Origin of the sequence: uncultured Bacteroides sp., assembly GCF_905207245.1 — a bacterium.
Taxonomy (GTDB): domain Bacteria; phylum Bacteroidota; class Bacteroidia; order Bacteroidales; family Bacteroidaceae; genus Bacteroides.
In genome coordinates, this window is record NZ_CAJLKP010000008.1 from 96207 (window position 1) to 121694 (window position 25488).

The 25488-nt window shown below is 43.4% G+C and carries 23 protein-coding genes; 15 read left to right on the forward strand and 8 right to left on the reverse strand.

Features of this window, described 5'->3' with window-relative positions; translation table 11 throughout:
- The first annotated feature begins 43 nt into the window (after positions 1-43).
- Entirely contained in the window at positions 44-1267 is a 1224-nt protein-coding gene (pepT, locus tag QZ135_RS04495) for a peptidase T (RefSeq protein ID WP_294606262.1), read from the forward strand.
- A 19-nt stretch (positions 1268-1286) separates the two neighbouring features.
- On the forward strand, positions 1287-2372 hold the full coding sequence (gene gcvT / locus QZ135_RS04500) for a glycine cleavage system aminomethyltransferase GcvT (RefSeq protein ID WP_294606264.1): 1086 nt from the start codon (positions 1287-1289) through the stop codon (positions 2370-2372).
- Between the two features lie 68 nt (positions 2373-2440).
- Here the strand turns inward: gcvT and QZ135_RS04505 are convergent, their stop codons facing one another.
- The 3 genes from QZ135_RS04505 to QZ135_RS04515 all read right to left on the reverse strand — a co-directional run bounded on the left by QZ135_RS04505 (position 2441) and on the right by QZ135_RS04515 (position 6461).
- Positions 2441-3961, reverse strand: coding sequence for a M48 family metallopeptidase (locus QZ135_RS04505; protein ID WP_294606266.1), 1521 nt, complete (start codon positions 3959-3961; stop codon positions 2441-2443).
- A gap of 124 nt (positions 3962-4085) precedes the next feature.
- Positions 4086-5990, reverse strand: coding sequence for a HAMP domain-containing sensor histidine kinase (locus tag QZ135_RS04510; protein WP_294606268.1), 1905 nt, complete (start codon positions 5988-5990; stop codon positions 4086-4088).
- Between the two features lie 216 nt (positions 5991-6206).
- Positions 6207-6461 carry a type B 50S ribosomal protein L31 gene (locus QZ135_RS04515; RefSeq protein ID WP_007212861.1) on the reverse strand — a complete coding sequence of 85 codons (255 nt, stop codon included), beginning with the start codon at positions 6459-6461 and terminating at the stop codon, positions 6207-6209.
- A 258-nt stretch (positions 6462-6719) separates the two neighbouring features.
- On the opposite strand from QZ135_RS04515, the gene QZ135_RS04520 reads away from it, so the two are divergent.
- Positions 6720-7727 carry an endonuclease/exonuclease/phosphatase family protein gene (locus tag QZ135_RS04520; protein WP_294606270.1) on the forward strand — a complete coding sequence of 336 codons (1008 nt, stop codon included), beginning with the start codon at positions 6720-6722 and terminating at the stop codon, positions 7725-7727.
- A gap of 280 nt (positions 7728-8007) precedes the next feature.
- Positions 8008-9012 carry a class II fructose-bisphosphate aldolase gene (locus QZ135_RS04525; protein WP_294606272.1) on the forward strand — a complete coding sequence of 335 codons (1005 nt, stop codon included), beginning with the start codon at positions 8008-8010 and terminating at the stop codon, positions 9010-9012.
- Between the two features lies 1 nt (position 9013).
- On the opposite strand, the gene QZ135_RS04530 is transcribed toward QZ135_RS04525, so the two are convergent.
- The 5 genes from QZ135_RS04530 to QZ135_RS04550 all read right to left on the reverse strand — a co-directional run bounded on the left by QZ135_RS04530 (position 9014) and on the right by QZ135_RS04550 (position 14577).
- A complete protein-coding gene (locus QZ135_RS04530; protein WP_294606274.1) occupies positions 9014-9250 on the reverse strand; it encodes a hypothetical protein in 237 nt (78 codons plus the stop codon).
- Between the two features lie 884 nt (positions 9251-10134).
- Positions 10135-11730, reverse strand: coding sequence for an MFS transporter (locus QZ135_RS04535; RefSeq protein WP_294606276.1), 1596 nt, complete (start codon positions 11728-11730; stop codon positions 10135-10137).
- A gap of 12 nt (positions 11731-11742) precedes the next feature.
- Positions 11743-12810, reverse strand: coding sequence for an HlyD family secretion protein (locus QZ135_RS04540; RefSeq protein WP_294606278.1), 1068 nt, complete (start codon positions 12808-12810; stop codon positions 11743-11745).
- Between the two features lie 23 nt (positions 12811-12833).
- Positions 12834-14159, reverse strand: a complete 1326-nt coding sequence (locus QZ135_RS04545) for a TolC family protein (protein ID WP_294606280.1) — start codon at positions 14157-14159, stop codon at positions 12834-12836.
- Entirely contained in the window at positions 14137-14577 is a 441-nt protein-coding gene (locus QZ135_RS04550; RefSeq protein ID WP_294606282.1) for a MarR family transcriptional regulator, read from the reverse strand. Before QZ135_RS04550 ends, QZ135_RS04545 begins: the two co-directional genes overlap by 23 nt.
- 243 nt (positions 14578-14820) lie before the next feature.
- Between QZ135_RS04550 and QZ135_RS04555 the strand changes: the two genes are divergently transcribed.
- The 11 genes from QZ135_RS04555 to QZ135_RS04605 all read left to right on the forward strand — a co-directional run.
- On the forward strand, positions 14821-16584 hold the full coding sequence (locus QZ135_RS04555; RefSeq protein WP_294606284.1) for a helix-turn-helix domain-containing protein: 1764 nt from the start codon (positions 14821-14823) through the stop codon (positions 16582-16584).
- Between the two features lie 134 nt (positions 16585-16718).
- On the forward strand, positions 16719-17249 hold the full coding sequence (locus tag QZ135_RS04560; RefSeq protein ID WP_294606286.1) for a Pvc16 family protein: 531 nt from the start codon (positions 16719-16721) through the stop codon (positions 17247-17249).
- A gap of 14 nt (positions 17250-17263) precedes the next feature.
- Entirely contained in the window at positions 17264-18157 is an 894-nt protein-coding gene (locus QZ135_RS04565) for a hypothetical protein (protein WP_294606288.1), read from the forward strand.
- 44 nt (positions 18158-18201) lie between these two features.
- The gene (locus QZ135_RS04570; protein ID WP_294606290.1) at positions 18202-20022 is read left to right on the forward strand and encodes a phage tail sheath C-terminal domain-containing protein; all 1821 of its coding nucleotides are present in this window, start codon (positions 18202-18204) and stop codon (positions 20020-20022) included.
- Between the two features lie 32 nt (positions 20023-20054).
- Positions 20055-21587 carry a phage tail sheath C-terminal domain-containing protein gene (locus QZ135_RS04575; protein ID WP_294606292.1) on the forward strand — a complete coding sequence of 511 codons (1533 nt, stop codon included), beginning with the start codon at positions 20055-20057 and terminating at the stop codon, positions 21585-21587.
- Positions 21588-21632: 45 nt separating this feature from the next.
- The gene (locus tag QZ135_RS04580) at positions 21633-22094 is read left to right on the forward strand and encodes a phage tail protein (RefSeq protein WP_294606294.1); all 462 of its coding nucleotides are present in this window, start codon (positions 21633-21635) and stop codon (positions 22092-22094) included.
- A 1-nt stretch (position 22095) separates the two neighbouring features.
- Complete coding sequence (locus QZ135_RS04585) at positions 22096-22563, forward strand: phage tail protein (RefSeq protein ID WP_294606296.1); 468 nt, start codon at positions 22096-22098, stop codon at positions 22561-22563.
- Between the two features lie 11 nt (positions 22564-22574).
- Positions 22575-22754, forward strand: a complete 180-nt coding sequence (locus QZ135_RS04590; RefSeq protein WP_294606298.1) for a hypothetical protein — start codon at positions 22575-22577, stop codon at positions 22752-22754.
- A gap of 34 nt (positions 22755-22788) precedes the next feature.
- On the forward strand, positions 22789-23451 hold the full coding sequence (locus QZ135_RS04595) for a hypothetical protein (RefSeq protein ID WP_294606300.1): 663 nt from the start codon (positions 22789-22791) through the stop codon (positions 23449-23451).
- A gap of 4 nt (positions 23452-23455) precedes the next feature.
- On the forward strand, positions 23456-25231 hold the full coding sequence (gene vgrG, locus QZ135_RS04600; RefSeq protein WP_294606302.1) for a type VI secretion system tip protein VgrG: 1776 nt from the start codon (positions 23456-23458) through the stop codon (positions 25229-25231).
- A 36-nt stretch (positions 25232-25267) separates the two neighbouring features.
- Positions 25268-25488 (forward strand): PAAR domain-containing protein (locus QZ135_RS04605; protein WP_365978454.1); only part of this gene is annotated, 221 nt, incomplete at its 3' end.

Here is a 25488-nt window from a genome sequence, read left to right on the forward strand (position 1 = left end):
ATGTGAACATATTGGCACATTCTCACATTAAAACATTATTAATATGGCTTTAGTAGAACGTTTTTTGAAGTATGTAAGCTTCGACACCCAGTCCAGTGAAGAGACTGAGGTGACTCCAAGTACTCCTGGGCAAATGGTATTTGCCAGGTATCTGAAAGAAGAATTAGAATCTTTAGGTCTGGAAGACATAACGTTGGATGAACACGGCTATTTGTTTGCCACCCTTCCGGCCAATATTGATAAACCGGTACCTACTATTGGCTTTATCGCACACATGGATACCAGTCCCGATATGAGTGGCAAGGATGTATCACCCCGCATCGTTCAAAACTATGACGGTTCGGACATCGTGCTTTGTGAAGAAGAGAAGGTAGTGCTTTCTCCCGAGCAATTTCCTGAACTGTTGGCTCATAAAGGTGAAGATCTTATTGTCACCAATGGTAAAACATTGCTGGGAGCAGATGATAAAGCCGGTATCGCAGAGATTGTTTCTGCAATCGTTTATCTGAAGGAACATCCTGAAATCAAGCATGGCAAAATCCGTATTGGTTTTAATCCGGATGAAGAAATCGGGTTGGGAGCACATAAATTTGATGTAGAAAAGTTCGGTTGCGCCTGGGCTTATACAATGGATGGCGGCGAAGCCGGTGAATTGGAGTTTGAGAACTTCAATGCAGCGTCTGCCAAAATAACTTTCAAAGGCCGCAACGTGCATCCGGGATATGCCAAGAATAAGATGATTAACTCTATTCGCGTAGCCAACCGTTTCTGTGCTATGTTGCCCGGACATGAAACGCCGGAGCATACCGAAGGTTATGAAGGTTTCTATCATCTCATCAGTTTTAACGGTGATGTGGAGCAGACTACGGTTGCCTATATCATTCGTGACCATAACCGTACCCGTTTTGAAACTCGCAAGAAAGAGATTGAACAGCTTGTTCAGAAAATCAATGCTGAATATGGTGAAGGTATTGCCAAACTTGAACTTCGTGACCAATACTATAATATGCGTGAGAAGATTGAACCCGTGATGCATATCATCGATACTGCCTTTGATGCAATGGAAGCTGTAGGCGTGAAGCCGAATGTGAAGCCAATCCGTGGCGGTACGGACGGTGCGCAGCTTTCTTTCAAGGGTTTGCCTTGTCCCAATATCTTTGCAGGTGGTCTGAACTTCCACGGACGATATGAATTCGTTCCTATCCAGAACATGGAGAAAGCGATGAACGTTATCGTGAAGATTGCCGAACTTGTTGCTGCTAAATAATAATTCAATACCTTAAAACATGAAAACCACTCCGTTTACTGAAAAACATATCTCGCTGGGTGCTAAGATGCACGAGTTTGCGGGATACAATATGCCGATAGAATATTCCGGCATCATTGATGAACATCTGACTGTTTGTAATGCTGTCGGTGTATTTGATGTTTCCCATATGGGAGAGTTCTGGGTGAAAGGTCCGAATGCGTTGGCTTTTCTTCAGAAAGTGACTTCTAACAATGTGGCTGCCCTGACCCCGGGTAAGGTGCAATATACCTGTTTCCCAAATGAAGATGGTGGCATTGTAGATGATTTGTTGGTCTATCATTATGAGCCGGAGAAATATCTGCTGGTAGTAAATGCCTCAAACATAGAGAAAGACTGGAACTGGTGTGTTTCGCACAATACTGAAGGTGCCGAGTTGGAGAATGCTTCCGACCGCATGGCCCAACTTGCTGTGCAGGGCCCGAAAGCCATTCTTGCATTGCAGAAACTGACGAGTATTGATTTGTCATCCCTTCCTTATTACACCTTTACGCATGGTGAGTTTGCCGGTGAGAAAGACGTGATTATTTCTAACACAGGCTATACCGGTGCAGGCGGCTTTGAACTTTATTTTTACCCTGAAGCTGCCAACAAGATTTGGAATGCTGTGTTCGAGGCAGGCGAAGAGTTTGGTATAAAGCCAATCGGTCTGGGTGCCCGCGATACCCTTCGTTTGGAAATGGGCTTCTGTCTGTATGGCAATGATCTGGATGATACGACATCGCCCATTGAAGCCGGATTAGGTTGGATTACCAAATTTGTGGAAGGTAAGAACTTTACCAATCGCCTGGCATTAGAGAAGCAGAAGACAGAAGGAACCGTCCGTAAGCTGGTTGGTTTCGAAATGGTGGATCGTGGTATTCCGCGTCATGGGTACGAATTATTCAGTGCAGATAGTGAAGCTATCGGTGTGGTTACTTCGGGCACCATGTCACCAACCCGTAAGATTGGTATAGGTATGGGATATGTAAAGCCGGAGTACAGCAAAATAGGTACGGAAATTTGTATTGACATGCGTGGACGTAAGTTGAAAGCAGTGGTGGTTCGTCCGCCATTCCGCAAGTAAATCATAGAATTGTATTAAAAGAACAAGGGCGCCTGAATTGATTAGATTCAGGCGTCCTTGCTATACTTCTATAGTCTACTGATTTTATCTAATAATTGATTTGCCCAATTAATCTCTTTGCTTGCCCATTCTTCGTCTTCTGCTTGTACTCCCTGTTTTTGATAACGGGAAAGCAGGCCTAAATATTCTTTCAGTGTACTGGCTGCTTTTGCTTGTTTATTCATGCGCATAAGCAATAGGATTTCCTGCTTGTATATGTCGAGATTGGGATTATCTCCTGCCAGTTCTCTGGCTTTCCAAAGCAGGGTGGCACATTCTTCATTCACTTCTTCAGTATTGTAAAGTGCCATTTGAGATTTTACCAGGATGATATAATCATGATCTGAAGCGAGGTTGTTGTTGATGTTCTTTTGAACTAATCGTATTGCGTCATCATAACGTTGGTCTGCCATGTTCATGGCGGCATTGAAAGTCACAATATCCGACATGGTCCTGATGTAAGGTCGGCTGCTCTGACTCTCTGCTTTGCCGGACTTTTCTATTCGTTTTCTTAAGTTGTCAATACTGCCATACCGGAGCAGGTTATCGCCACGGTTCTGCATATTATAGAATCCGATAATTTTGGCAAGCGCGGAAGATAAACCATCAGGATTCATACCTCTGAATGCCAGCAATTCGCGGGCAACCCTGTCGGCTGAATATTCCTGGTTATTCTTATATTTCATTCCCAAACGGTTGATCACATTGACATTCAATAGGGCGGCGATACTTCCGATGCTGGCGACGGCACTTACACCTAAAGCGGTGTCATCATCGTCCCAATACGCTACATCCAGAGCTGCTTCGGCTGTAACGGCGAGTACTGTTCCCCAGAATGCTGCCCGTTTGGCACGGCGTTCGGCACGATAAATATTATTAATCTGATGATCCAGCACAAAGTGAGCCATTTCACTGGCAATGACTGCGGCGAGTTCATTTTCCGAATCGAGAGTACAGAGCAAACCAGTGCTGATGAGCATGGTTCCGTTGGGCAACATATAAGCATCCGGTTCGGGAGATTGGATGACACGTACGTTCAAACGTTCATTGCGATTGGGATCAATGCCTGTGGCAGTTAGTTTCGCAAAGATATTTTGTACGTATGAAGTGATGAAGTCGTCGTCATAAGCGATGTCTTCCAGTTTGTATAGGTAATCCCGGCATTCTTCATCTACTTCCCGGCGTAGCTTGGTGTGGTATCCATACTGATTGAAGTATTCGTACAGATGTTGTTTCAAATATGTTTGTTGCCAAAACTCCTGATTGGTTTTAGGGGGCAGAAAAGTAACGGCTTTCATGTTTTCGGCTGGAATTGCTATCTGTATACCGTTGATTTCGGCTGCATAAAAGATGTCGGAACCGACTTTATCGGTTGTTTTCATTTTTACCACTCTCCGGATAACTACGGGAGTACCGGCAGGGTAGTTTTCATACGTTTGTTTTAATTCGCCTTTTATGGCAATCGGGCCGCTCAAATCTTTTTGTTTGGCAGCAAATCCTGCCGTAGAGAGGACAACAGCAAGAATGACGAAAGTGATAAGACGTTTCATGTTGATTTTTTTTACGGTTCGTACTATTGACTTGTAATCAAAATTACTGATACAAAAATAGGAAAGAGTTTTCTCTCTTTCCTGTTCTTTTCCCTACAAAGTGATAGGGAATTTCCTATTCCATTTACTTTAATGGATGTTCGAAGGTGAATAAACATCCGCCATGGTAGGTATCATCTAAATATACTTGTGCTTCTATACGCTCTGCTAGAATACGACATAAGGATAATCCTAATCCGGCACCAGGCACAAAAGAATCCACTTTATAAAATCGTGAGAATATTTTTTCTTTTAGTTCGCTTTTTACACCAATTCCAGTGTCTCGCACATGGAAGTACAACTTGTTATTTTTGTTGTCTACCTCATAACTTAGCTCTACTTCACCGCTTGAAGTGAACTTTAGTGCATTATGTAGCAGGTTGATAAGTATTTGATGTACGATGTCTTCGTTAGACGAAAGTACATAGTCTGTCTGGCATGGAGTATAGTAAAATCTCACGTCCGGCTGAGTGTATTTTTGCATTTCCTGAAGCAGTTTATTTGCAAACTCGTTTACCGGAATATCCTGATAAGTTAATGTTTGGTCCCCACTGTCAATATTGGCAATAGAAATCATGTCACTGATAATTTTCAGTAACTTATCACTATTCTTTTTTATGGTCGCACTGATTTCTTTGGTTTCCTGTCTGCTCAAAGGTATTTCTGCCAGACATTCGGAGAAGCCTACAATGGCATTCAACGGTGTCCGTACTTCATGGTTCATATTTTGGATGAAAGCTGTCTTCATGAGTTGAGCTTGTTGTGCTTTCTCATTAGCCTGCTGCAATTCCTGGGCTTGTTTTCTCAGTAAACGGTTGTTCTTCAGTTTATGACGATAGAACTGGATGCCGATGGCTAAAGCGCCGGTTAATACAACAATCAGTGCGCAAGCATAAAGGAACTGCATATTGCGTGCTTTTAAACTTATATCTCTGGCTTCAAGTTCCAGCTTATTCATATTATAGCGGGTGGATAACTCATTGAGTTGTTTCTGGGTATCATTTTTATATAATGAGTCGCTCAGGGATACGTATTTACGTAGCATAAGATATGCTTCGTTATGTCTGTGAGCCTGGTGCAAGGCAGAGGCTTTTTTACTGTATACCCTTTTAAGGTTTGTCATGTTATGTGATTGCCGATAATATTCTGCACTTGAGTCCAGATAGGCGAGTAGTGTATCGAAGTTGTTTTTTAATGCAGCATATTCTTTTTTGGTACCATATAAATAAATGCGGTTTACATATGGCGATTCTCGATATAAATCTTCCATCTCAGTCAAGTATTTTTGCAGGATAGCGGTATCCTTTAATTCGGTGAATACCACTGATGCCATATCCTTTATCATCAAGACGCGGGCTATACTCATATTGACAGTAGAGCCGATGAGTGATGCGTTAGCTAACGAATCTAAATGATAAAATGCATTCTGAGCTTCTTGAAATTTATCCATACTCTTTAGGATGACTATGTAATTGGAGCATAATGGAGTATATTCATCCCAAAGCTCGTGTTTCTCAAATAGTTGCATGGCTTGCGTAATATATGGTAAAGCTTTGGCATAATTTTTATTTGCCCCATAAAAATTACCTATTTCATTCAGGCTGAATGCCAGTCCTATTTCACTTTTCCTTTCCAATGCATCATTGTACATCTTATTCATTTCTTTCATATCCTCTTCGGAAGCATTGGCATATATGGAAGCTTCGCATAAGAGACTCCAATTCCTATAGAATTCGACTTCATTATGAAGGCTGAGGGATAAATTTTTTATAATAGGAGTGTATTTCTTCATGCTGTCTACTTCACCGTGCTGGTAGTGAAAATAATTTCTGTCCTTGTATAAATAGTACAAGTCTATTGTTTTATCTCCCTTTTGGGTATCGATGTCTTTCTTTATCTTATTCCAGCGTGAAAGATATAAATCCGGTTGGTCATAATAATTTTTTAATTCAGAAAAAACAGTAGGGATGGAATCCGATTTGAATTTCATTTCTTTCTGTGCTTTTATTTGCAGTGAGAACACAAAAGTACAGAGTATTACTATCAAATGCGGATAGTTTCTCATAGCAAGTATTGTCCTGTTATTTTGGAATTCTTCTTTTATGAACCACAAATATATGCAAATTCATTAGTATTTGTGTATGTATGTATACAAAAAAGGGAGACTTTTTTCAAAATCCCCCTTTTTTGCTTTCATGAAGCAGAATTATTTCTTTTTACGGTCACCGTAGCGGCTCATGAACTTATCAACGCGACCTGCTGTATCTACTAATGTAGACTTACCAGTGTAGAACGGGTGAGAAGTGTTAGAGATTTCCATCTTTACCAACGGATAAGTTTCACCTTCAAACTCGATGGTTTCTTTCGTATTTACAGTTGAACGAGACAAAAACATGTCACCATTAGACATATCTTTGAACACTACCGGGCGGTAATTTTCAGGATGAATACCTTTTTTCATTTCAATATTTGTTTTTTAATTATTATATTCGGTTACTATTTTGGTAATAAATAGTGTAATGGTCTTATTTTTCAGAGCGCAAAGATAGTGCAAGTCGCAGATAATACAAAATAAATTCAGATTTATTTTTGCATAAGGTGCAGTCTACTTTGGTTTAAAGGGCATACTTTTCTTTGGATTGGAAAAAAGTCTCCTTAAAAAATAGGTTTATCGCTTTTTATTTCAGATTTTTGCATGGTATTTAAATTTATATCCAGCATGAAGAAGCTACTTCTCTTAATTTCCCTATGGCTCTGCGTTACAACGGTAGGTGCCCAGCAAAACGAACGGAAACTGTATAGTGTTGCGTTTTACAATCTTGAAAACCTGTTCGATACGATTCATGATACAGGTAAGAATGACCTTGAGTTTTTGCCTTCCGGCAGTTATGCATGGACGGCTGAGAAGTATGAGGCCAAGTTAAAGAACCTTGCCAAAGTATTGAGTGAGGTATCACGCGACAGGGTGCCCGAGGGGCCTGCCGTGATTGGGGTGGCAGAAGCTGAAAATAACCGGGTATTGACGGACTTGGTAAGTCAGCCGGCTATTTCCAATTATAAATTCGTTCATTATGAAGGTCCGGACAAGCGGGGTATCGATTGTGCTTTGCTGTATGATCCGGAACAGTTCACTGTTACTAATTCCAAATTGGTGCTTTCCACTCCCTTTGAAGGCGACACGGTGCATTTGACGCGTGGTTTCCTTATTGTGGACGGACAGATGGCAGGTGAGCGTATCTGCTTTATTGTGAATCACTGGCCTTCCCGTGGTGCCAAGTCTCCGGTGCGTGTGCATGCTGCCAAACAGGTAAAGGCTCTGACAGACTCCTTGATGCGTGAAGATAAGAAGCTGAAACTGGTAGTTATGGGTGACATGAACGATGATCCTATGGACGAAAGCATGGCGACATTGGGCGCACGCAAGTATGCGAAACAGGTGAAGAAGGGTGAGTTCTATAATCCCTGGTGGGAAACTCTTGAAGACAAAGGGGTGGGAACTCTGCTCTATCGTGGCAAGTGGAACCTGTTTGATCAGATTGTAATCTCCAAACCTCTGCTGAAAGCTAAAAAAGGCTTGAAGTACGATCATAATGAGGTGTTCATCCGCGAGTATCTTTTTCAGCAGGACGGCAAGTATAAAGGTTCTCCGTTGCGTACCCATGGTGGTCGTGTATGGCTGAACGGCTATAGCGATCATTTGCCTACTATTATCTATTTGAAAAAGTAGTATATATAATAATGTGTAATGAGGACCGGAAAGTTAAACTTGCTTTCCGGTTTTTTTGTTATAGTAGGAGAAACGCAAAAGAGGCGGATGAGAACGACAGATGAAAAGAGTTTGTAATATAGAGATTACAATATTCTGTTAAAATCATCCAATAGCTTTAAAAGAGAATTGTTTTGACGGGTAGGAAGCGATAATTTATTCCCGACCTGTTCTTTCTTTTGGAAGATAATGACTACTTTTGCGTAGAATTTTCATTCACTAACAATAAACTTTAAACAAAATGGTTAATTACAAAGATTTGGGTCTCGTAAATACAAGAGAAATGTTTGCGAAGGCTATCAAGGGTGGATATGCAATCCCTGCATTCAACTTCAACAACATGGAACAGATGCAGGCTATCATCAAAGCTGCAGTTGAGACAAAGTCTCCGGTAATCCTTCAGGTATCTAAGGGTGCCCGCCAGTATGCTAACGCTACATTATTGCGTTACATGGCTCAGGGTGCTGTGGAATATGCTAAAGAATTAGGTTGCGCACATCCGGAAATCGTTCTTCACCTTGACCATGGAGATACTTTCGAGACTTGCAAAAGCTGTATCGACTCAGGTTTCTCTTCAGTTATGATCGATGGTTCTCATCTGCCTTACGAAGAAAACGTTGCTTTGACAAAGAAGGTAGTTGAATATGCTCATCAGTTTGATGTAACTGTAGAAGGCGAGCTTGGCGTTTTGGCTGGTGTAGAAGATGAAGTTTCTGCTGAACACCATACTTATACTGACCCTGAAGAAGTAATCGACTTTGCTACTCGCACAGGTTGTGACTCTTTGGCTATCTCAATCGGTACTTCTCATGGTGCTTACAAGTTCAAACCCGAACAGTGCCACGTTGATCCGGCTACAGGTCGCTTAGTTCCTCCTCCTTTGGCATTCGAAGTATTGGATGCTGTAATGGAGAAACTTCCGGGATTCCCCATCGTACTGCACGGATCTTCTTCAGTTCCTCAGGAAGAAGTTGAAACTATCAACAAATATGGTGGCAAGCTGGAAGCTGCTATCGGTATTCCTGAAGATGAACTGCGTAAAGCAGCTAAATCAGCAGTTTGCAAGATCAACATCGACTCAGACTCTCGTTTGGCTATGACTGCTGCAGTTCGCAAGGTATTTGCTGAAAAACCGGGAGAATTCGACCCTCGTAAGTATCTTGGTCCGGCTCGTGACAACATGGAAAAACTGTACATGCACAAAATTCTTAATGTGCTGGGTTCAGACAATAAATTGGCTGAATAATCTACAAGTCTGTTAGAATATAAATGAAAGGCTGCTCTTGAAAAAGGGCAGCCTTTTTTAATACTCTTTGAGTAATCAAGTCTGTTTTTTGCCGGAATATGCTAAATTCATCATAAATCAGGCATGTGCGTGCGGCATTTCTGAACTGCCCGTAGGCAACAGTCATTTCTCCTATGATGAGGTCGAATAGAAAATGGTTCAGATATTTTATGTCGTTGTTGTGGTAATATATTTTCATGTCTCCCAATACCCGGCAGAATTCTTTTACCTCCTGTATGAAAGTTCTGCAAATATTAACCTAGGTATCTTTAGCTGGGAGAATTATGACGAGATAATCAATGTACTCGATTTTGTCTATGGATAGGAGAAAAATAGTGAATTTTAGGTATTAATAGATAAGTAATAATTTAAGTCAATAATAACTCCCCCATTAATAACTCTAATCAGTGTTTTTAAAGAATAATGGCTATGTTTTTTAAGAATGTTCTCCGCGTTTATTAACAGCGCAAAAACAGGTAATAAAATCCAAATTGAATATATATCAACACAAAAGGCAGTAATCCTTGTGAGGAAATACTGCCTTTTTTATCTTTATATACTCGTTGTTATTTGGGATAGAAGTCCCCTGAATTGGCTATATTCAGCTTAAATAGTTTGGGAGTAAGCTAACGGTGATTATATGGTTGGTATCTGGTTTTGTTGAAAATATTATCAGATTTATTCGCTTTATAATGATTTGTTGTAAGGATATTGCGGCACTCTTTGGAATAGAACGTTTCAGGAAACAGATTCCGGCAAACTCCGAGAAAAGAGAAGATAAGTTTTTCCATTTGCTAAAGTTTTAGGTTTATATTAGATTTCTGCTCTTAAACTTCTACAAAGATACTACATCAGAAAGGCGAAGTCAAGTGTTTCGGCTCCATTTTAAATCGTTTTTCTATTTATAGCGCTAATCTTTTGATTAATAGTGTTTTTCAATTCTGCCAAATCCTGCTATCGATTTATTTTCTTTTTTGTTTCTGTAAAAGTAGAGGAGAGGTAATTGAACAGGTGAAGTAACCACTAGGTTGAAAAACTACCTATAGGTAGTGGCTTTACTACTTAGTGATAGTGAATGAACTATCATACCATATCATCTCCCGTCTTCACCACAGCCACCTTCAGTGTCTTATGGAATGGGATGAAAGCGGAAACTATTGCGATGACCAGAGCTGTGATTAACAAATACCCGATAATGGTTTTTATTCCCAACAATAAGCTTTGTTGTTGCAGGATGGTGTAGAGGCTATTGGTGGCTATCTGGCTGGCTTCGTTATATCCATGTCCCTGTGCCAATGCGTTGTTTAGCGCCTGAGTGTAGCGTGCTGAAGTCACTGGGTTAGTCAGTACCATGTTCTCCGAGAGGGTATTTATTCCCTTCATCTGCAAATGATAAAGTGCATTGCTGAAGAATGAGGCGGATATGGGGGGAGCCAGTACCGAGCGGAAAGAAATCAGGAAGAAAGCATTCGATAGCATCAGTTTAGGGTCTAAATCCTCTACTACATATACACCAAAAGCGATGAAGAGGCTCATCATTGCCAGCCCGCGTAGGAATACCGGGAGGTAAAGCATCTCATAAGTAGAGTAGGGGGTGACGCCAAAATAGAGTATCGCCAAATAAATGACGTAGCAGAACATTCCTCCTGAAATGAGGAAGCGGAACCGCCATCGTTGCCAACGGAACCACCAAAAACAAATGATGGCTCCCATTATAAAACCGGGTATGAGCAACAGGCTCAGTGAGTTGGCGTGTACGCTATCTACTTTGATAATACTGTTCAGATAGTTGGTGATCAGTGAACTGCTGGCACTGAAAAACATTACCAATACCATGAAAGTATATCCGATGATAGATTTATGATGGTGTAGAGGTTTTAGGCTGACATAGGGCTTTTCTTGTGTGTGCTGTCGCTGTACAAAGAGATAAATCAGCAATGGAATGGCGAGAACATACACTTTAATTTTTGTGGAATCAAACCAGTCCAGCGTCTTCCCATAAGTAAATACATAAATGCTGAATAGTAATGCTGCTGCTATGATGAACATACTTCGTCCGTCTATATCCTTATATGGAATGCGCATAGGGCGCTTGGCATACCGGAAGAATAATAAGATGAAGATAATGGCAATGAGCATCAGCAGAATGGTAAAATAGTACATATATTGCCATTCATAATAGTAGGCTAGTTGTGCCGTCAGCGCCATTGAAATCTGTCCGCCGGAAAAAACGATGGGATAGAAGTAGGCGTAGAATTCGCTACGTACATTCTTTGGGCTGAAGAACGGGCGAATCTGAATGATGAATTCCAGCATGATGAAAGCTTTCAGAAAGCCAATAAAGAAACTGCAAATAATCGTAATATCCATATTGCCGACCTGGGCACAGACGAAGCTGAGAATAATTTGTAGTAATAAATCGGTCAGCAGCAGAGTCTTTGGAGTGGCAATAGCACGTATTTTAGGAATAATGGGATAGGCTACCGCCATACCTGCCGCAGCGGCATAATATCCCATTGTGATGTCTTCGCTGAGTATCCCGAGGGTGTTGCTGACCTCCAGCATACTGCCTGTATATGTTCCATTGAGCATAATGATGGGTAGCATCACTACAAACATAGTGACGACGCCCAACCATTGCGGTACCCAAGGCCGCAGGGGGAGATTCAGTTTTACCATCAGCGTATTTCTTTATTTTTTTAATGCTTCTGTTTCTACCATCATGCCTGCGCGGAGGTGTGCCATTTCTTCGGGAGTGGTGTCGTTCAGTTCAATACGTACAGGGATTCGCTGTTGCACTTTGACAAAGTTGCCTGCGGAATTGTCGGTGGGAACTAAAGCGTATTTTGAACCGGTAGCTTCGGATATTGCCGTCACGGTGCCATGAAAGATATGTCCTTGGAGGGCATCTACCTTGATGCGTACTTTCTGCCCGATGTAGATGTGGGCAATTTGTGTTTCTTTATAGTTGGCGGTGATCCATTTGTCATTGCCCCGCACAAGATAGGAAATGGTTTGTCCTGCTTGCACGAATTGTCCCGGTTCGAGTGTGCGGCGGCCCATGTAGCCATCGTAAGGTGCGGTGATTATGGTATACGAAAGGTTGAGCTGTGCCATTTCCAGGTCTGCTTCTTTGCGGAGGATGTTTGCTTCGGCACCCGTAGACCTTTTGTTCGTTTCGGAGTATTGCGATTTGGCGGCTTCCTTTTGCTGCAACAGTGCCTGGTGGCGTGCCTTGGTAGCCTCGTAGTTCGCTTTCACCTGTTCGTATTGCTGCCGACTGACGGATTCTTCGGCAAGCAGATTGGCGTAGCGGCGGTAATCTTGTTCCTGTTGCCAGAGTTTTGCCTTGGTTTCTGCAATGTTGGCTTCTTGAATGGCTACATTGGTCTGCGAAGTCCGGATGCCGGAACTTAAAACTTCTTTAGCTCCTTGTGCATCCATCAGGGCGGCTTGTGCATCCTTAACTTTGATGCGGAATTCCCGGTCGTCGAGGATGAGGAGAGTGTCTCCTGCATGTACCGGTTGGTGCTCAGTGAAACGCACTTCCTTGATATATCCCGACACGCGGATATTTAGCGGGGCGATATATTGGTCTACCATTGCATCGTTGGTGATTTCGTAGTTGAAGTATTTCCAAAAATAATTGACGGTCCACGAAATGCCGGCCAATGCCAATAGGACGCAAACGGTGTTAAGGCTGATGTTCCTTATCTTTAGTCTTCTGAGTTGCTTATGTTTCTTCTGTAAATCGGTCATGGGGTATAATTATAAATTAAAAATTAAAGGGTACCGCAGGCGCGTTGCAGCTCATAATAGGTGTAGATGGTTTGGGTGCGGGCTACGGTGAGTTGCAGTTCGGCATCAAGACGTACGCTGCTTGCATCGAGCAGGTCGGTCAGGATAGAAAGTTGGTTTAAGTAACGGTTTTGTACAATCCGGTAGTTCTCTTCTGCTTGCCGGACGGAGAGTTTGAGGGCTTCCACCCGCTCCATGGCTTCTTTGTGGCGGGTGTAGGCTGTTCGGATACAGATTCGGATGTCCTGCATCAATAGCTCTTCGGCATACTTCTGCAGTTGCACGCTCTGCCGGGCTTCGTGCATCTTATGCTTGTTCTGATAGAGAGAAGACAAATTGTAAGTGAGGCTGAGGCCGATATTCCAGTTATTGTTGTACAAGTCGGCCATTGTGCTGCTGAGCGGACGTGCCAGAGTATTACCTGCGTGCAATGAAAGACTGGGGAGATAATCTGCTTTGGCGAGTTTTATATCATTCTCTACAAGAAGGTTTTGCTGTCGGGCTATCTGCATGCCGGGGTAGTTGTTGTATGCCAGTTGTACATAGGTATCATAGTCAAGCAGGTTGACGGCGGTATACAAGAGTGTGGTATCCGGGGTAATCAGCAACGATTCGTCCAGTCCTAATAAAATATCAAGCTGTTGTGAGGCGATGGCTATACTGTTTTCCGCTTCCTGATAGGCCAGGCGGTCATTGGTCAGTTGCAGTTCGCTACGGATTTCATCATTACGGGTGACGATACCTTCACGCTTCATCCGGCGGATATCCTTCAGGCGATGTTCGGATTCTTCGATATTGCGCGACAGAACTTCCTGCTGCTTGTAATAACTGAAAAGCGTCATGTACTTTTGCAACAACACCAACTTGATTTCTGCTTCATTATCAGCACTGCTCAAAGCGGCTATTTGCTTTTGGAGTTTGGCTGCCCGTATTTTGCCTTGTAACTTGCCTCCTTGATAGAGCGGTTGTGTCAGGCTGATATTGTAATTCTGTGACCAGTCGGGTGTTTCGGGGTGTACCGGATGAGACATTCCCCGCTGAAAAATAATCGGTTGACCAATGATTCCCGCACTGGCACCGACTTGGATGTCCGGCAACAGGTTTGTGCGCGCCGACTTTTCCCGTTCACCTGAAATGATTTCCTGCATTCTGGTCTTTTCAAGCTGTAGGCTGTTTTCCGTGCCCAAGCGGAAAAGTTCGTCTACCGATAACAAGCGGGTGGGTTGTTGGGCAACTGTCCACAGTGGAACTACAAAAAGAATATTGGCAAGCAATAAGCGGTGGATATTAAAACTGACTGAGTATCTCATAAAGCGTCTGTAATTGATTGGAACATGCGTTGAGGTTTTCTATTCCCATTTGTTTGCCTGTCTGGGTATAGAAGTCTTGGATTAACGGGCGAATCCGGTCGGATATTTCTTCTCCTGCGGGAGTGAGATATACAAGCCGGTTACGCCGGTCGGTAAGAGCTTCTTGACGCATTATCCAGCCTTTTTTTTCGAGATTTGCCATCAGATTGGTCATACAGGCTTTATCTTTGGCGGTTTTTTCGGCTAATATCTGCTGACTGACTCCTTGTTCCTGCCACAGGCAACTCAATATTTGCAGCATTTCGAAGGTTATATCTATACTATTGCGCTTCAAAACACGTTGCAGGGCTTGGCGGAATGCCATGCGGGTCTTTAGCATTTGGAATATCAGCGCACGTGATGAGTTGTAATTCTCCATTGTTGTGTTCTTTAATTTCTTTTTCGAGTGCAAAGGTAGAGCTTTTTAATTGAATTAGTCAAATGTTTGACTAATATTTATGGCGAAGACTTGAAAGACTCCGACCGTGTCGGCCACTGTTCTTTCGGTAAGATAAAAAAAATGAAAAGGTTTTTGAAGAATTCTTACTGGATTAATAAAATTTTATTAGTTTTGTGAATGCTTATTTATTTATAAAAAAGGAATTTGGGGAGTAAAAAAGAGATGAATAACCTATACCGTATACTCGTATTTATGTGGCTAATTGTAACAGCTGACCTTAGCGTAACATATGCACATACAGTAAATAACTCTTTGCCGGACAGTCTGATAACCGACAAATATGTTTATGAATACACCTTTTCGGATTTTGACAAGGCTATGCAGATTATGAAAGAACTTCGAAAGCGAAATACCTACTCACAATTCCGTATGGATGTGACAGAAGGCGATTTGTATTTTAATACAGGTAAATACTTGCAAGCGCTGAAATACTATAAGCGGGTGTTGGCAAGCGATTCTGTACGCAACAACGATAAGGAATATATGGAGCAGGTGCACCGCATGATTTCCTGCTATGACTGCTTGCACGATGAAGCGAAGAAAGCCAGTTATGTACGGATGCTATTGCAGAAAGCTGAGCAGTGTGGTAACATGGAGATGAAATCCATCGCCCTTTTCAATATGGGAAAGATGATTTATTACCAGGAAGATAAGCTACGGGGCTGCGAGATGATAAAGGAGGCTATTTCCCTGATGAAGCAGACGGACTATAAATACAAGTATGACAATCTACGGTATAATTATAATTCGCTGCTTATTATACAGCAACGGGACAAACGTTATGAGGAGGCGCTGCAAACGCTGGAAGAACTGGAAGAGGTGGTAACCGAGGCTACCAATGAAGAACCCGGTATTGAAAATTTGGCGGAAAAGGAGAAGAAAACCATGTACGCGCAACGGGCAGTTGTTCTCTCCCGGTTGGGGCGAATAAAGGAAGCGGATGAGGCATACGAGGCATGGAAGGCCATTGGGGAAGCATACACTAAAGATGATTATCTGATTGTCCCCTATTTGATGGACAGAAAACAGTATGATAAGGTGATTGAAATGTATACACCGCGTGAAGCGTTCCTATACGCAAACAAGGATACCATTAATTATCACATGATGGCGGTGAAACGTTCGCTTGCCAAAGCCTATGAGGGCAAAGGAGACTACAAATTGGCATCACAATATTATGAGGCACTCGCTATTCTGACGGACAGCCTGAAGGCGCGGGAACAGAAAAGTTCCGCTATCGAACTCGCCACGGTATATGAAACGCATGAACGGGAAGCTGAATTGCATGAACAGACAGAACAAGTGAGGATGCGCAATGTGATACTACTCTCTTTCTGGGGAGTCTTTGTTATCTTGCTGGTGTTGTTCGTGAGGAATATGCAGTATGCTCGTACTGTCCACGAAAAGAATATCGGTATGTCAGCTACTATACGGGAATTGCTTGTATACCGTGACACTCTGTACAAGACAGAAGAGGAACTGGCAGCCCAGAAAGCAGAGAATGCCCGTTTACTCAAAGCGTATCTGGTAAGCGTTCCAGTTACGGATGATCAAGATGGCATAAGGGGCTCCTGCATTATTGATAAAGAAGCAGAAGAGAATGTAGCCTTGTTCCGCAAACTCGACCGTGTCGTCACGACCGAAAAGTTATTTATCCATCCAGATTTCTCGCGCGAGGGGTTGATGAAATGTATAGGTGTGGGCAAAAACCGGATGATAAGGATTCTGAAGCAGAATGTGGATTCCGATTCAACGGAGTACATCAACAGTAAACGTCTGGAGTATGCCGTCGAATTGCTAAAAGAGCATCCCGAATATAATATTGCTATTGTAGCGGAACAGTGCGGAATTAGTGTTTCTACCTTTAATAGGGTGTTCAAAAATAAGTATAAGATGACTCCAAACGATTATAGACGCACTTTGTAATGCGTTGATTTCCAGTTCTCGTGACAATATGACCGAAATTGAGGACAATATGACCGAACAAGAATCTTTTAAATTGTTGTTCTCTCAATCTATTTCCGTATTTTCGCCTGTAGCAATAAAAAACGGAACGGCTTATGATAAAGAAAATTATGACATCCTATATCTCCTATTTGGATGAGTACCTTCGCCGGAAGTTCCTGCAACCCGAAGGTGTGGCAGAAGTAGGAGTTATCAGCAGTAGTACTGATGAAAAGCCTTGCAAACTGATTGTGTCACTTGTTAACATCGAACGCGAAACGGCAGGAGGCATTTCAGCAGGTTTCAGTCGTGGCGGTTCGGATTATGTGCGGACTTATCCGCCGCTGTTACTGAACTTGGACTTGATGCTTGCTGCCATATATGACGAGAAACGGTATGCCGAATCATTGTCCGTTCTGCATGAAGCATTACTTTTTATCCAGTCGCATCCCTCTTTCGAACTGGACGGGCAGAAATATACGGTAGAAATTGTAACGTTGTCGGCGCAGGATATTAATAACATCTGGACCACACTGGGTGGGCAATATTATCCATCGGTAATGTGCAAGTTGCGCAGACTGGTTATAGATGCGAAGGAAGTGAAAGATAGCGGGACAACAATGAAACAGCCGGATATAAAATTCTGAAATAAAGAAAGGACATGGAGCGATTTGTTACATTCATTGATATAAGGGTAGTACATGGTTACTATAGCGACATGCCGGGTTGCTTTCTGTTTCGGCCTATGGCAGAAACAGAAAGGCTGATGCGTAATCGGGGAGTGTTGATTCGACATACCCAAAAAGGTTGCCAGTTTCTGATAGAAGACGGTTGTGCCGGATTTCTAAGTGGTGATGAATTGGAGCTGGCTTTGCAGATACAAGATAACAATTTTGCTCTTGTAACGCAATTGGACGATTATCGTCCGCAAGCGTTTTACTGGTTGGATTTGTCGGAAGATAGTCAGGAAATAGATGTAATTTCTGCCCTTGTGCCTACGAAAGAACAAAAGAAGATATCCTATTTTTGCCACATTACTATCAAGCTGACAGACAAGATGCTGGAAGAAGCAAAAGCTGGAATACCACTGGAATACTTGCTTGGCTTTCGTAAGGCAGCTTACTGGTGGGAATACTTGTTTGTACCCCGTCCTGGGAACATAGACGAGTCAAAGACGTTTTTGCTGGAAGATCTCAAAGGGAAGGTTTTCTTTACACTTCCTGAAAAACACACAAATCCCTCTTTCGGAGGAATGGTGTGGCGGTTTTTTTCTACGTCCCCCATTGTGTGCCGAAAATATCAGGATTGTGATCTTCAACTGTCTGAGGTGCTGACGGAAGAACTCTCCAAACAGCTTTCTAATGCGTTTTCCAGAGATATACAACCGAAGGACTTTTTTAGTTTGCCACTTAAAGAACTGTCTGGGTTACTTCCCAAGATTCTTGCTGATAAATCGCTGAAAAAACGGATTGTAAGCCGATTCATTTCCTGTCCGCAGCCAGGGAAATTCCAAACGAAACAACGGGGCTGCATCCGGGAAATCTGTTATATCTAAAAGATATTGGCTATACTGGTTTAATCTTACTAAAATAAAATTGTATGGGAAACATGAAAACACCCGGCGTTTATATCATAGAGAAGAACGCCTTTCCGAACTCGGTGGTAGAAGCGCCGACCGCTATTCCGGCTTTTATCGGCATAACGGAAAAGGCTCAGAGTGGGAATGATGATCTGACTGGTATTCCTTGGAAAATATCGTCGATGACGGAGTATTTACAGTATTTTGGCGGAGCGCCGGAACTGAAGTTCAATGTGGATATAAAAAAGTTTTTCTATCTGTCGGAAGGCCAGAAAAGGGCTGAACCTAAGAAGACATTGAAGAAAACTTTAGTAGAACCTGTATCCAAAATATTTAAATATTGTGTATGTCCTGAGGGAGAAGCCGGGAAAGTGACATTCGATACAGCCAATGTTGGTACGGAAACAGAAGCAGGGGGAAATGGAGAAGACACACCTGTCGGATATGCTTTCTATGTAGATGGAGAAAACAAATATACTTTGTACTACAATATGATGCTGTTCTTTGCTAATGGCGGCAGCACTTGTTATGTAGTATCCATGGGAGATTATGGTGACAGTAAAAATAAGCTGGATGATAAGAAAGTGGAAATAGCTTTGAATGCTTTGAAGAAAATACAGGAAGTGACCATGATTGTAGTACCGGAGGCAGTAGAAACTGAGACCTGCAGTAACATTCAACAATTAATGCTGAAACATTGTGGAGAAATGGGTAACCGCTTTACTATTTTGGATATGCCGCCTAAGTATCCCGACAATAGTCCGTTGGATACCCGTGTAGAAACTTTCCAAGGAAATATCGGCAGTAATTACTTGTCTTATGGGGCGGCTTACTATCCGTGGTTGAATACTTCAGTTTTGGGTGACAGGGATTTGGATGGTGGAATGTTCTCATGGACTATGAATGCGGATGTATACGCCAATATAGTAAAATTCTCGCAGATTGACAGCCAGTTGCAGAAAATAGTGGATTTCTTTCTGAAAACGACTATCCTATTTGAAGAGGATAAAAGCAAAGAAAATGAAACAGTGACAATCGGAGGAAAGAAATATAAATATGAAGAGGTGAAAGAAGAGGATTTGAAGAAGGATTTGGGTGAAAAGTTCACTGTGACAGTAAAGGAAGATTTAGCGGCAACTCCCCACAAGAAAACCATTACTCTTTTATCGCCTGATGCAGTTGATAAGAATGATTTCCATCAAGCATTGGTAAGCGGTTCCATCCTTTATCAGCAAGCTATGAAAGCTGTGAAAAAATATCTAAACCTGCTTCCTCCTTCTGCCGCAATGGCGGGTATCTACACTATGGTGGACAACAGCCGCGGTGTATGGAAAGCTCCGGCAAACGTGACACTGAACTACGTGGATAGTACGACAGAAGATATCGACGATGAACAGCAGGCAGGCCTGAATGCACCGATGAACGGAAAAGCCATCAACGTGATACGGCCTTTCCGGGGTGAGGGTATCAAAGTATGGGGAGCACGCACACTGGACGGAAACTCGTTGGATTGGCGCTACATCAATGTACGTCGCACCCTGCTCTTTCTCGAAGAATCCGTGAAGAATGCTTCCCGTGCCTACGTGTTTGAACCGAACGATGCGGGCACATGGATTAACATGAAGTGTATGATAGAGAGTTTCTTGCGCAGCGTATGGAAGCGCGGCGGACTGGCAGGTGCGACACCCGAGGATGCCTTCAGTGTACATGTGGGGCTGGGTGATACAATGACGGCAGATGATATTTTGGAAGGTATCATGCGCATCACTGTACTAGTAGCTGTCACGCATCCGGCGGAATTCATCGAAATCACCTTCCAACAGCAGATGCAGAAAAACTGATAACCTATTGTTAAACTAAAAGATCTAAAATTATGGGAGAATACAAAACCCCGGGCGTTTACATCAAAGAGAAGAACGCTTTTCCTAATTCCGTGGTAGAGGCAGAAACTGCTATCCCGGCATTTATCGGGCTGACTGAAAAAGCCGAGAACGGAACGGAATCGTTGCTGAACAAGCCGGTAAAGATTTCATCAATGACGGAATACAACATGTATTTCGGTGGTGCACCAATACTGAAGTTTATGCTGTCGGTTGAAAGCGGAGTCGTTAACGAAGATGAAAAGACTTTGTTGGTCTGTAATAAAGGTAAAAATGTCAGTCTAAAGGCTGTGCGGCAAGGTGATTTATACACTTTGTACTATAACCTAGTTATGTTCTTCGCCAATGGCGGTGGTACTTGTTACATTGTGTCGGTAGGTGATTACAACACTGGCGTATTGGACAAGAATGTCATAAAGAATACGGTGCTTCCCGGATTGAAGAAAGTGCAGGATATTACCATGCTGGTAGTTCCTGAAGCTGTGAATACGAAGGATTGTATGAATATTTACACGGATATATTGGCACATTGTGAAGAACAAAATCGTTTTGCAATAGTGGATATCCCATCGCTCGGTGATAAGGCAGTCGATACGTTTCGTGATACCATCGGTGGTAACCATCTTTCGTATGCAGCGGCTTACTATCCTTGGCTGGAAACATCTGTGTTATCTGACAATGACATTAACGGTGAGATGTTGATATGGAATTATACGTCGGTTCCCGACTTGACTTCATTTGTAGACAAGGCAAATTTGAAGTCTGGAGAAGATACTCCGATGGAAAAGTATGTAAATATATGCTTTGGTAAGATCAACACAAAGAAAGACGGTGAAACAAAACTGAGTGATGACGATGTCAACCGGACAAAGAACGACTTGCATAATGCTCTGTTACAAAACTGGCCGGAATATAAGTTGTTGACAAAGAAAGTGAAAGACTATCTGAACCTGCTTCCACCTTCGGCTGCCATGGCAGGTATTTATACGATGATAGACAACACACGCGGTGTTTGGAAAGCTCCGGCCAATGTTTCCGTTAACTATGTGAACAAACCTTCGATAGTTATTGACGACAAGGCGCAGGAAGAACTGAATATGCCGATGAGCGGCAAGGCCATCAATGCCATCCGCTCTTTTGTAGGTGAAGGCGTCAAGATATGGGGGGCCCGCACATTGAACGGAAATTCACAAGACTGGCGTTACATCAACGTGCGCCGCACAATGAGTTTCCTGGAGCATTCTGTGAAGAATGCCGCCCGTGCCTACGTGTTCGAACCCAATGATGCCAACACGTGGATTAACATGAAGTGCATGATAGAGAACTTCCTGCGTAGCGTGTGGAAACGCGGTGGACTGCCCGGTGCCGTCCCTGAAGATGCATACAGCGTACACGTCGGGCTGGGGGATACTATGACGCCGGAAGATATATTGGAGGGTATCATGCGCATTACAGTGCTGGTAGCTATATCACGTCCGGCTGAGTTCATTGAAATCACCTTCCAGCAGCAGATGCAAAAAAGTTGAGATTTATCAGGACTTAAATAATTAACAATTAAAAAATAGAATATTATGGCAGAAGATGGAGCAGCACAGAGTGCGAGTACACAGGCATGGCCGTTACCGAGTTTTTATTTCAAAGTATCAGTTACCGATGTAGGGGATATTTCGTGTAGTGAAGTATCAGGCCTTGAAACAGAATATGATATGATAGAGTATCGTGCAGGAGACAGTCCGATTTTTACTAAACAGAAAATGCCGGGCATGAGGAAGACCAGTGACGTAACCTTGAAGAAAGGCGTCTTCAAAGATGACAAGGCAATGTGGGACTGGATTAACGGTATCAAGTTGAATACGATTAAGCGTGCAACGGTTACGATTAGCTTACTGGACGAATCTGGTAACCCTGTGAAAACTTGGGAATTGACCAATGCGTGGCCCAAGAAAATCACAGTGGAAGGTTTCAAAGCGGACGGCAATACGGCAGCAATAGAAACCTTGATTCTGGCACACGAAGGAGTAAACGTCAAGTAGTATGACAGACAAGGCTGCATCAGAATGGACGCTTCCTGTGAGTTTCTACTTTTTGGTGGAATTTCAGAGTAAGTTTGATCGCTTCCAGACCTCATTCACAGAAGTGTCCGGTCTGAATATGCAGTTGAATACGGAAGAAAAACCTAGTGATGCAGGAATGTGGATTAAAATGCCCGGTGGAACCAAATATGGGAACATAACCCTTAAGCGCCCTGTTCCGCTGTCAAGCGATGATACTTTTACCCAATGGGTTGATAAATGCTTGCAGGCAGACAAGGGTAAGAAGATGATTCCTTACGACATGATTGTAAAGTTGTTAAGCAAAGATGGAAAACCACTGATGGGATGGAAATGTTCGCATACATATCCCACACAGTGGAGTCTGGATGCTCTGAATGCAGAAAAAAGCGGGCTGGCTACAGAATCAATCATTATGAGTTGTAACCGGATGGATCGTATAAAAATTTAGAATTAGGTACTATGACTGTTATCATTAAGGAAATGCGTATACGTACTGTGGTAGAAAAACGCGTCGTCACGGAAGCGGAACTTCCGGAAGAAATCATTCGAAAGATAGAGAACCGCGTGCTGGATAGGCTGTCCGAAGAGGAAAGAATGGAGCAGTCTGCCGGTCGGCGACTGAAAAGGAACGAGCGGTAACAACGGGAGGAAGTTACAATTTAAGAGAAGTAACATGGGAAAGATGGTCATTACAGCCTATACGGACGGTGATTTCAACAATGAATGTAAATCTGCGCTGGAATTGCCTGTCAATCCGGCTAAGGTAAAGCTCGCCAAAGGGATCCGTTATGCGGAGGATAAACAGTTGGGCAGTCTGAATGGGTCGAATGTTTATGTGCGCTATCAGCCTGAATCTTTTAGTTTCGACTGTCTGTTCGACATGACCAACGCCATGGAAGACGATGACGAGAAAAAGCCCGTACACGATGCGGTGGACGAACTTGAAGAACGGCTGTACGATTATAACACCGAAGGTCATCGCCCCTCGTTTGTCAAGGTTCAATACGGTGACATTACTTTCTTCGGTCAGCTCAAGACGTTGGAAACGGAATACACTCAGTTCGACTCGGACGGCATCCCGCTCCGTGCCGAACTGAAGGTGACATTGACAGGCTATTGCAGCCAGAAAGAAGAGAAGAAGCATTTTTCTAAACGCTCGCCTGACGTGTCGCGGCTGGTCACAATGAAAGAGGGACAGACATTGGCTGCTCTTTGCTATGAAGTTTACGGTGACCCGCTCCTGGTGGGGCAAGTTGCAAGATTTAATAATTTGAATGGCTACAGGAGTATACCGGCAGGTACGGAAATTCTGTTGCCGATGTTAAAAAAAGAATGAAAATATGGCAGAATCACCTTCTGTAAACAAAGATCGTGTATTGTCTTGCTCCGTCTATTGTAATGGGACGAAGCTAAAAGATACTTATTCATTAGTGTCCGCCACCGTGCGGTTGGAACTGAACCGCATTGGTAAGGCTACGTTGAAATTCAATGCCGGGGATATGAACAAGCAAACTTTCGACGAGAGCGACGCCAGCTTGTTCAAACCTGGCAACAGTATCCGTCTGGATGCAGGTAGTACAGAAAAGGAAGAAACATTGTTTGACGGTGTAATCATAGGGCTGCGCATTATGACAAGCAAGGACTTCCGTTCCTATATGGTGGTAGAATGTCGTGACCATGCTTATTCCGCTACTCAGGGACGCAAGAACTGCATTTTCGAGAAGAAAAAGGACAGCGACATCATCAAGGAAGTGCTCTCTGCTTATGGTAGAGTGGAGGTGGACGGAACGGCTTACCAGCACCCCACACTCGTACAGTACTATTGTTCGGACTGGGATTTCGTCCTTTCACGTGCTGATGCCTGCGGACTGTTTGTCTTCACCGAAGGCAGTAATATAAAAGTGAAAAAGCCGGAAGTAAGTGGGGCACCTGTGCTGACAATAACCTACGGCACGGATATCACCGCCTTCGACCTTGAACTCACTGCTGACGATCAGTTCGCGCAGTATGAGGCGGTGTCATGGTGCCCCAATACGCAGAAAGCGGTCAGGGTATCCGCCTCCACACCCTCGCTTAACAAACAGGGTGACCTGCAGCCGAAAAATATAGCTACAGGTGACAGCCTGCTGCTCCAGACCGATGCGCCGACAGATGAAAAGGCATTGAAACAATGGGTGGACGGTATGGCGCTGAAAGCAGGACTGGCACGCTATCAGGGCTCGTGCAGCTTCTACGGCTCCGCAAAGGTGAAACCTGGCTGTATCATCGAACTGAAAGGCTTGGGTAAGCGGTTTAACGGCAATCTGTTTGTAGGCTCAGTAACACACAGCATTGAGAACAACGAATGGATAACTGAAGCTGGCGCAGGCGTATCCCCCCTGAATATTACCGATGAAACAGATGTACTATCTCCTCCTGCTTCCGGTTTCTTGCCCGGTTTGCAGGGGCTTCATACAGCAGTGGTGAAGAAACTGGAGGGTGACCCTTTGAAAGAATGTCGTATACAGGTGGAATTGCCATGGATGGATGGACGGAATAAGTTGCTTTGGGCACGCTTTTCCACGATGTATGCCACTGGTGGTATGGGCACATTCTTCCTGCCTGAACCGGGCGACGAAGTAGTGGTAGGTTTCATGAATCAGGACCCCGGACACCCTGTGATCCTCGGCTCGCTGTATGGTGAGAAGCACAGACCTCCTTACGAGTACGAAGGGAAGAACAATACGAAAGCTATTGTTACTCGCGAAAAGTTGCGGATAGAGTTCAATGAGGAAAAGAAAATCATAACGATTTCCACCCCCGGAAAGAATACAGTGGAAATCAATGACGACGGAAAGTACATCAAACTGGCCGATCAGCACAAGAATGAGATTGTGATGGACAGCAGTGGCATTTCCCTTTCGTCATCAAAAGATATAAAGCTGAAAGCGAAGGGGGGTATCACGATGGATGCTACTTCCAAAATAAGCGGCACCGCCAAATCGGATATCAGCTTGGAAGGGATGAATGTGAAAGTACAGGCAAAGGTAGGTGCATCTGTTAAAGGTAACGCTACTGCAGAACTATCGGCTTCGGGACAGACTACGGTCAAAGGAGCGATGGTGATGATAAACTAAATGGTCAATGATAAACGATTTTTAAATATAAGAATTATGCCACCGGCAGCAAGAATAACTGATATGCACACCTGCCCTATGCAGACTCCGGCGTTTCCCTCGCCGATACCTCATGTGGGTGGACCGATAACCGGTCCGTGTGTGCCAAATGTATTGATAGGGAAACAACCGGCAGCCGTCGTAGGCGACATGTGCGTTTGCGTGGGGCCACCGGATGTGATAGTGAAAGGATCGTCCACCGTGATGATAGGCGGCAG

Coding starts and splice junctions, on each gene's coding strand:
- pepT (WP_294606262.1), top strand. CDS start 44: ATGGCTTTAGTAGAACGTTTTTTGAAGTATGTAAGCTTCGACACCCAG.
- gcvT (WP_294606264.1), top strand. CDS start 1,287: ATGAAAACCACTCCGTTTACTGAAAAACATATCTCGCTGGGTGCTAAG.
- QZ135_RS04505 (WP_294606266.1), bottom strand. CDS start 3,961: ATGAAACGTCTTATCACTTTCGTCATTCTTGCTGTTGTCCTCTCTACG.
- QZ135_RS04510 (WP_294606268.1), bottom strand. CDS start 5,990: ATGAAATTCAAATCGGATTCCATCCCTACTGTTTTTTCTGAATTAAAA.
- QZ135_RS04515 (WP_007212861.1), bottom strand. CDS start 6,461: ATGAAAAAAGGTATTCATCCTGAAAATTACCGCCCGGTAGTGTTCAAA.
- QZ135_RS04520 (WP_294606270.1), top strand. CDS start 6,720: ATGAAGAAGCTACTTCTCTTAATTTCCCTATGGCTCTGCGTTACAACG.
- QZ135_RS04525 (WP_294606272.1), top strand. CDS start 8,008: ATGGTTAATTACAAAGATTTGGGTCTCGTAAATACAAGAGAAATGTTT.
- QZ135_RS04530 (WP_294606274.1), bottom strand. CDS start 9,250: ATGAAAATATATTACCACAACAACGACATAAAATATCTGAACCATTTT.
- QZ135_RS04535 (WP_294606276.1), bottom strand. CDS start 11,730: ATGGTAAAACTGAATCTCCCCCTGCGGCCTTGGGTACCGCAATGGTTG.
- QZ135_RS04540 (WP_294606278.1), bottom strand. CDS start 12,810: ATGACCGATTTACAGAAGAAACATAAGCAACTCAGAAGACTAAAGATA.
- QZ135_RS04545 (WP_294606280.1), bottom strand. CDS start 14,159: ATGAGATACTCAGTCAGTTTTAATATCCACCGCTTATTGCTTGCCAAT.
- QZ135_RS04550 (WP_294606282.1), bottom strand. CDS start 14,577: ATGGAGAATTACAACTCATCACGTGCGCTGATATTCCAAATGCTAAAG.
- QZ135_RS04555 (WP_294606284.1), top strand. CDS start 14,821: ATGAATAACCTATACCGTATACTCGTATTTATGTGGCTAATTGTAACA.
- QZ135_RS04560 (WP_294606286.1), top strand. CDS start 16,719: ATGATAAAGAAAATTATGACATCCTATATCTCCTATTTGGATGAGTAC.
- QZ135_RS04565 (WP_294606288.1), top strand. CDS start 17,264: ATGGAGCGATTTGTTACATTCATTGATATAAGGGTAGTACATGGTTAC.
- QZ135_RS04570 (WP_294606290.1), top strand. CDS start 18,202: ATGGGAAACATGAAAACACCCGGCGTTTATATCATAGAGAAGAACGCC.
- QZ135_RS04575 (WP_294606292.1), top strand. CDS start 20,055: ATGGGAGAATACAAAACCCCGGGCGTTTACATCAAAGAGAAGAACGCT.
- QZ135_RS04580 (WP_294606294.1), top strand. CDS start 21,633: ATGGCAGAAGATGGAGCAGCACAGAGTGCGAGTACACAGGCATGGCCG.
- QZ135_RS04585 (WP_294606296.1), top strand. CDS start 22,096: ATGACAGACAAGGCTGCATCAGAATGGACGCTTCCTGTGAGTTTCTAC.
- QZ135_RS04590 (WP_294606298.1), top strand. CDS start 22,575: ATGACTGTTATCATTAAGGAAATGCGTATACGTACTGTGGTAGAAAAA.
- QZ135_RS04595 (WP_294606300.1), top strand. CDS start 22,789: ATGGGAAAGATGGTCATTACAGCCTATACGGACGGTGATTTCAACAAT.
- vgrG (WP_294606302.1), top strand. CDS start 23,456: ATGGCAGAATCACCTTCTGTAAACAAAGATCGTGTATTGTCTTGCTCC.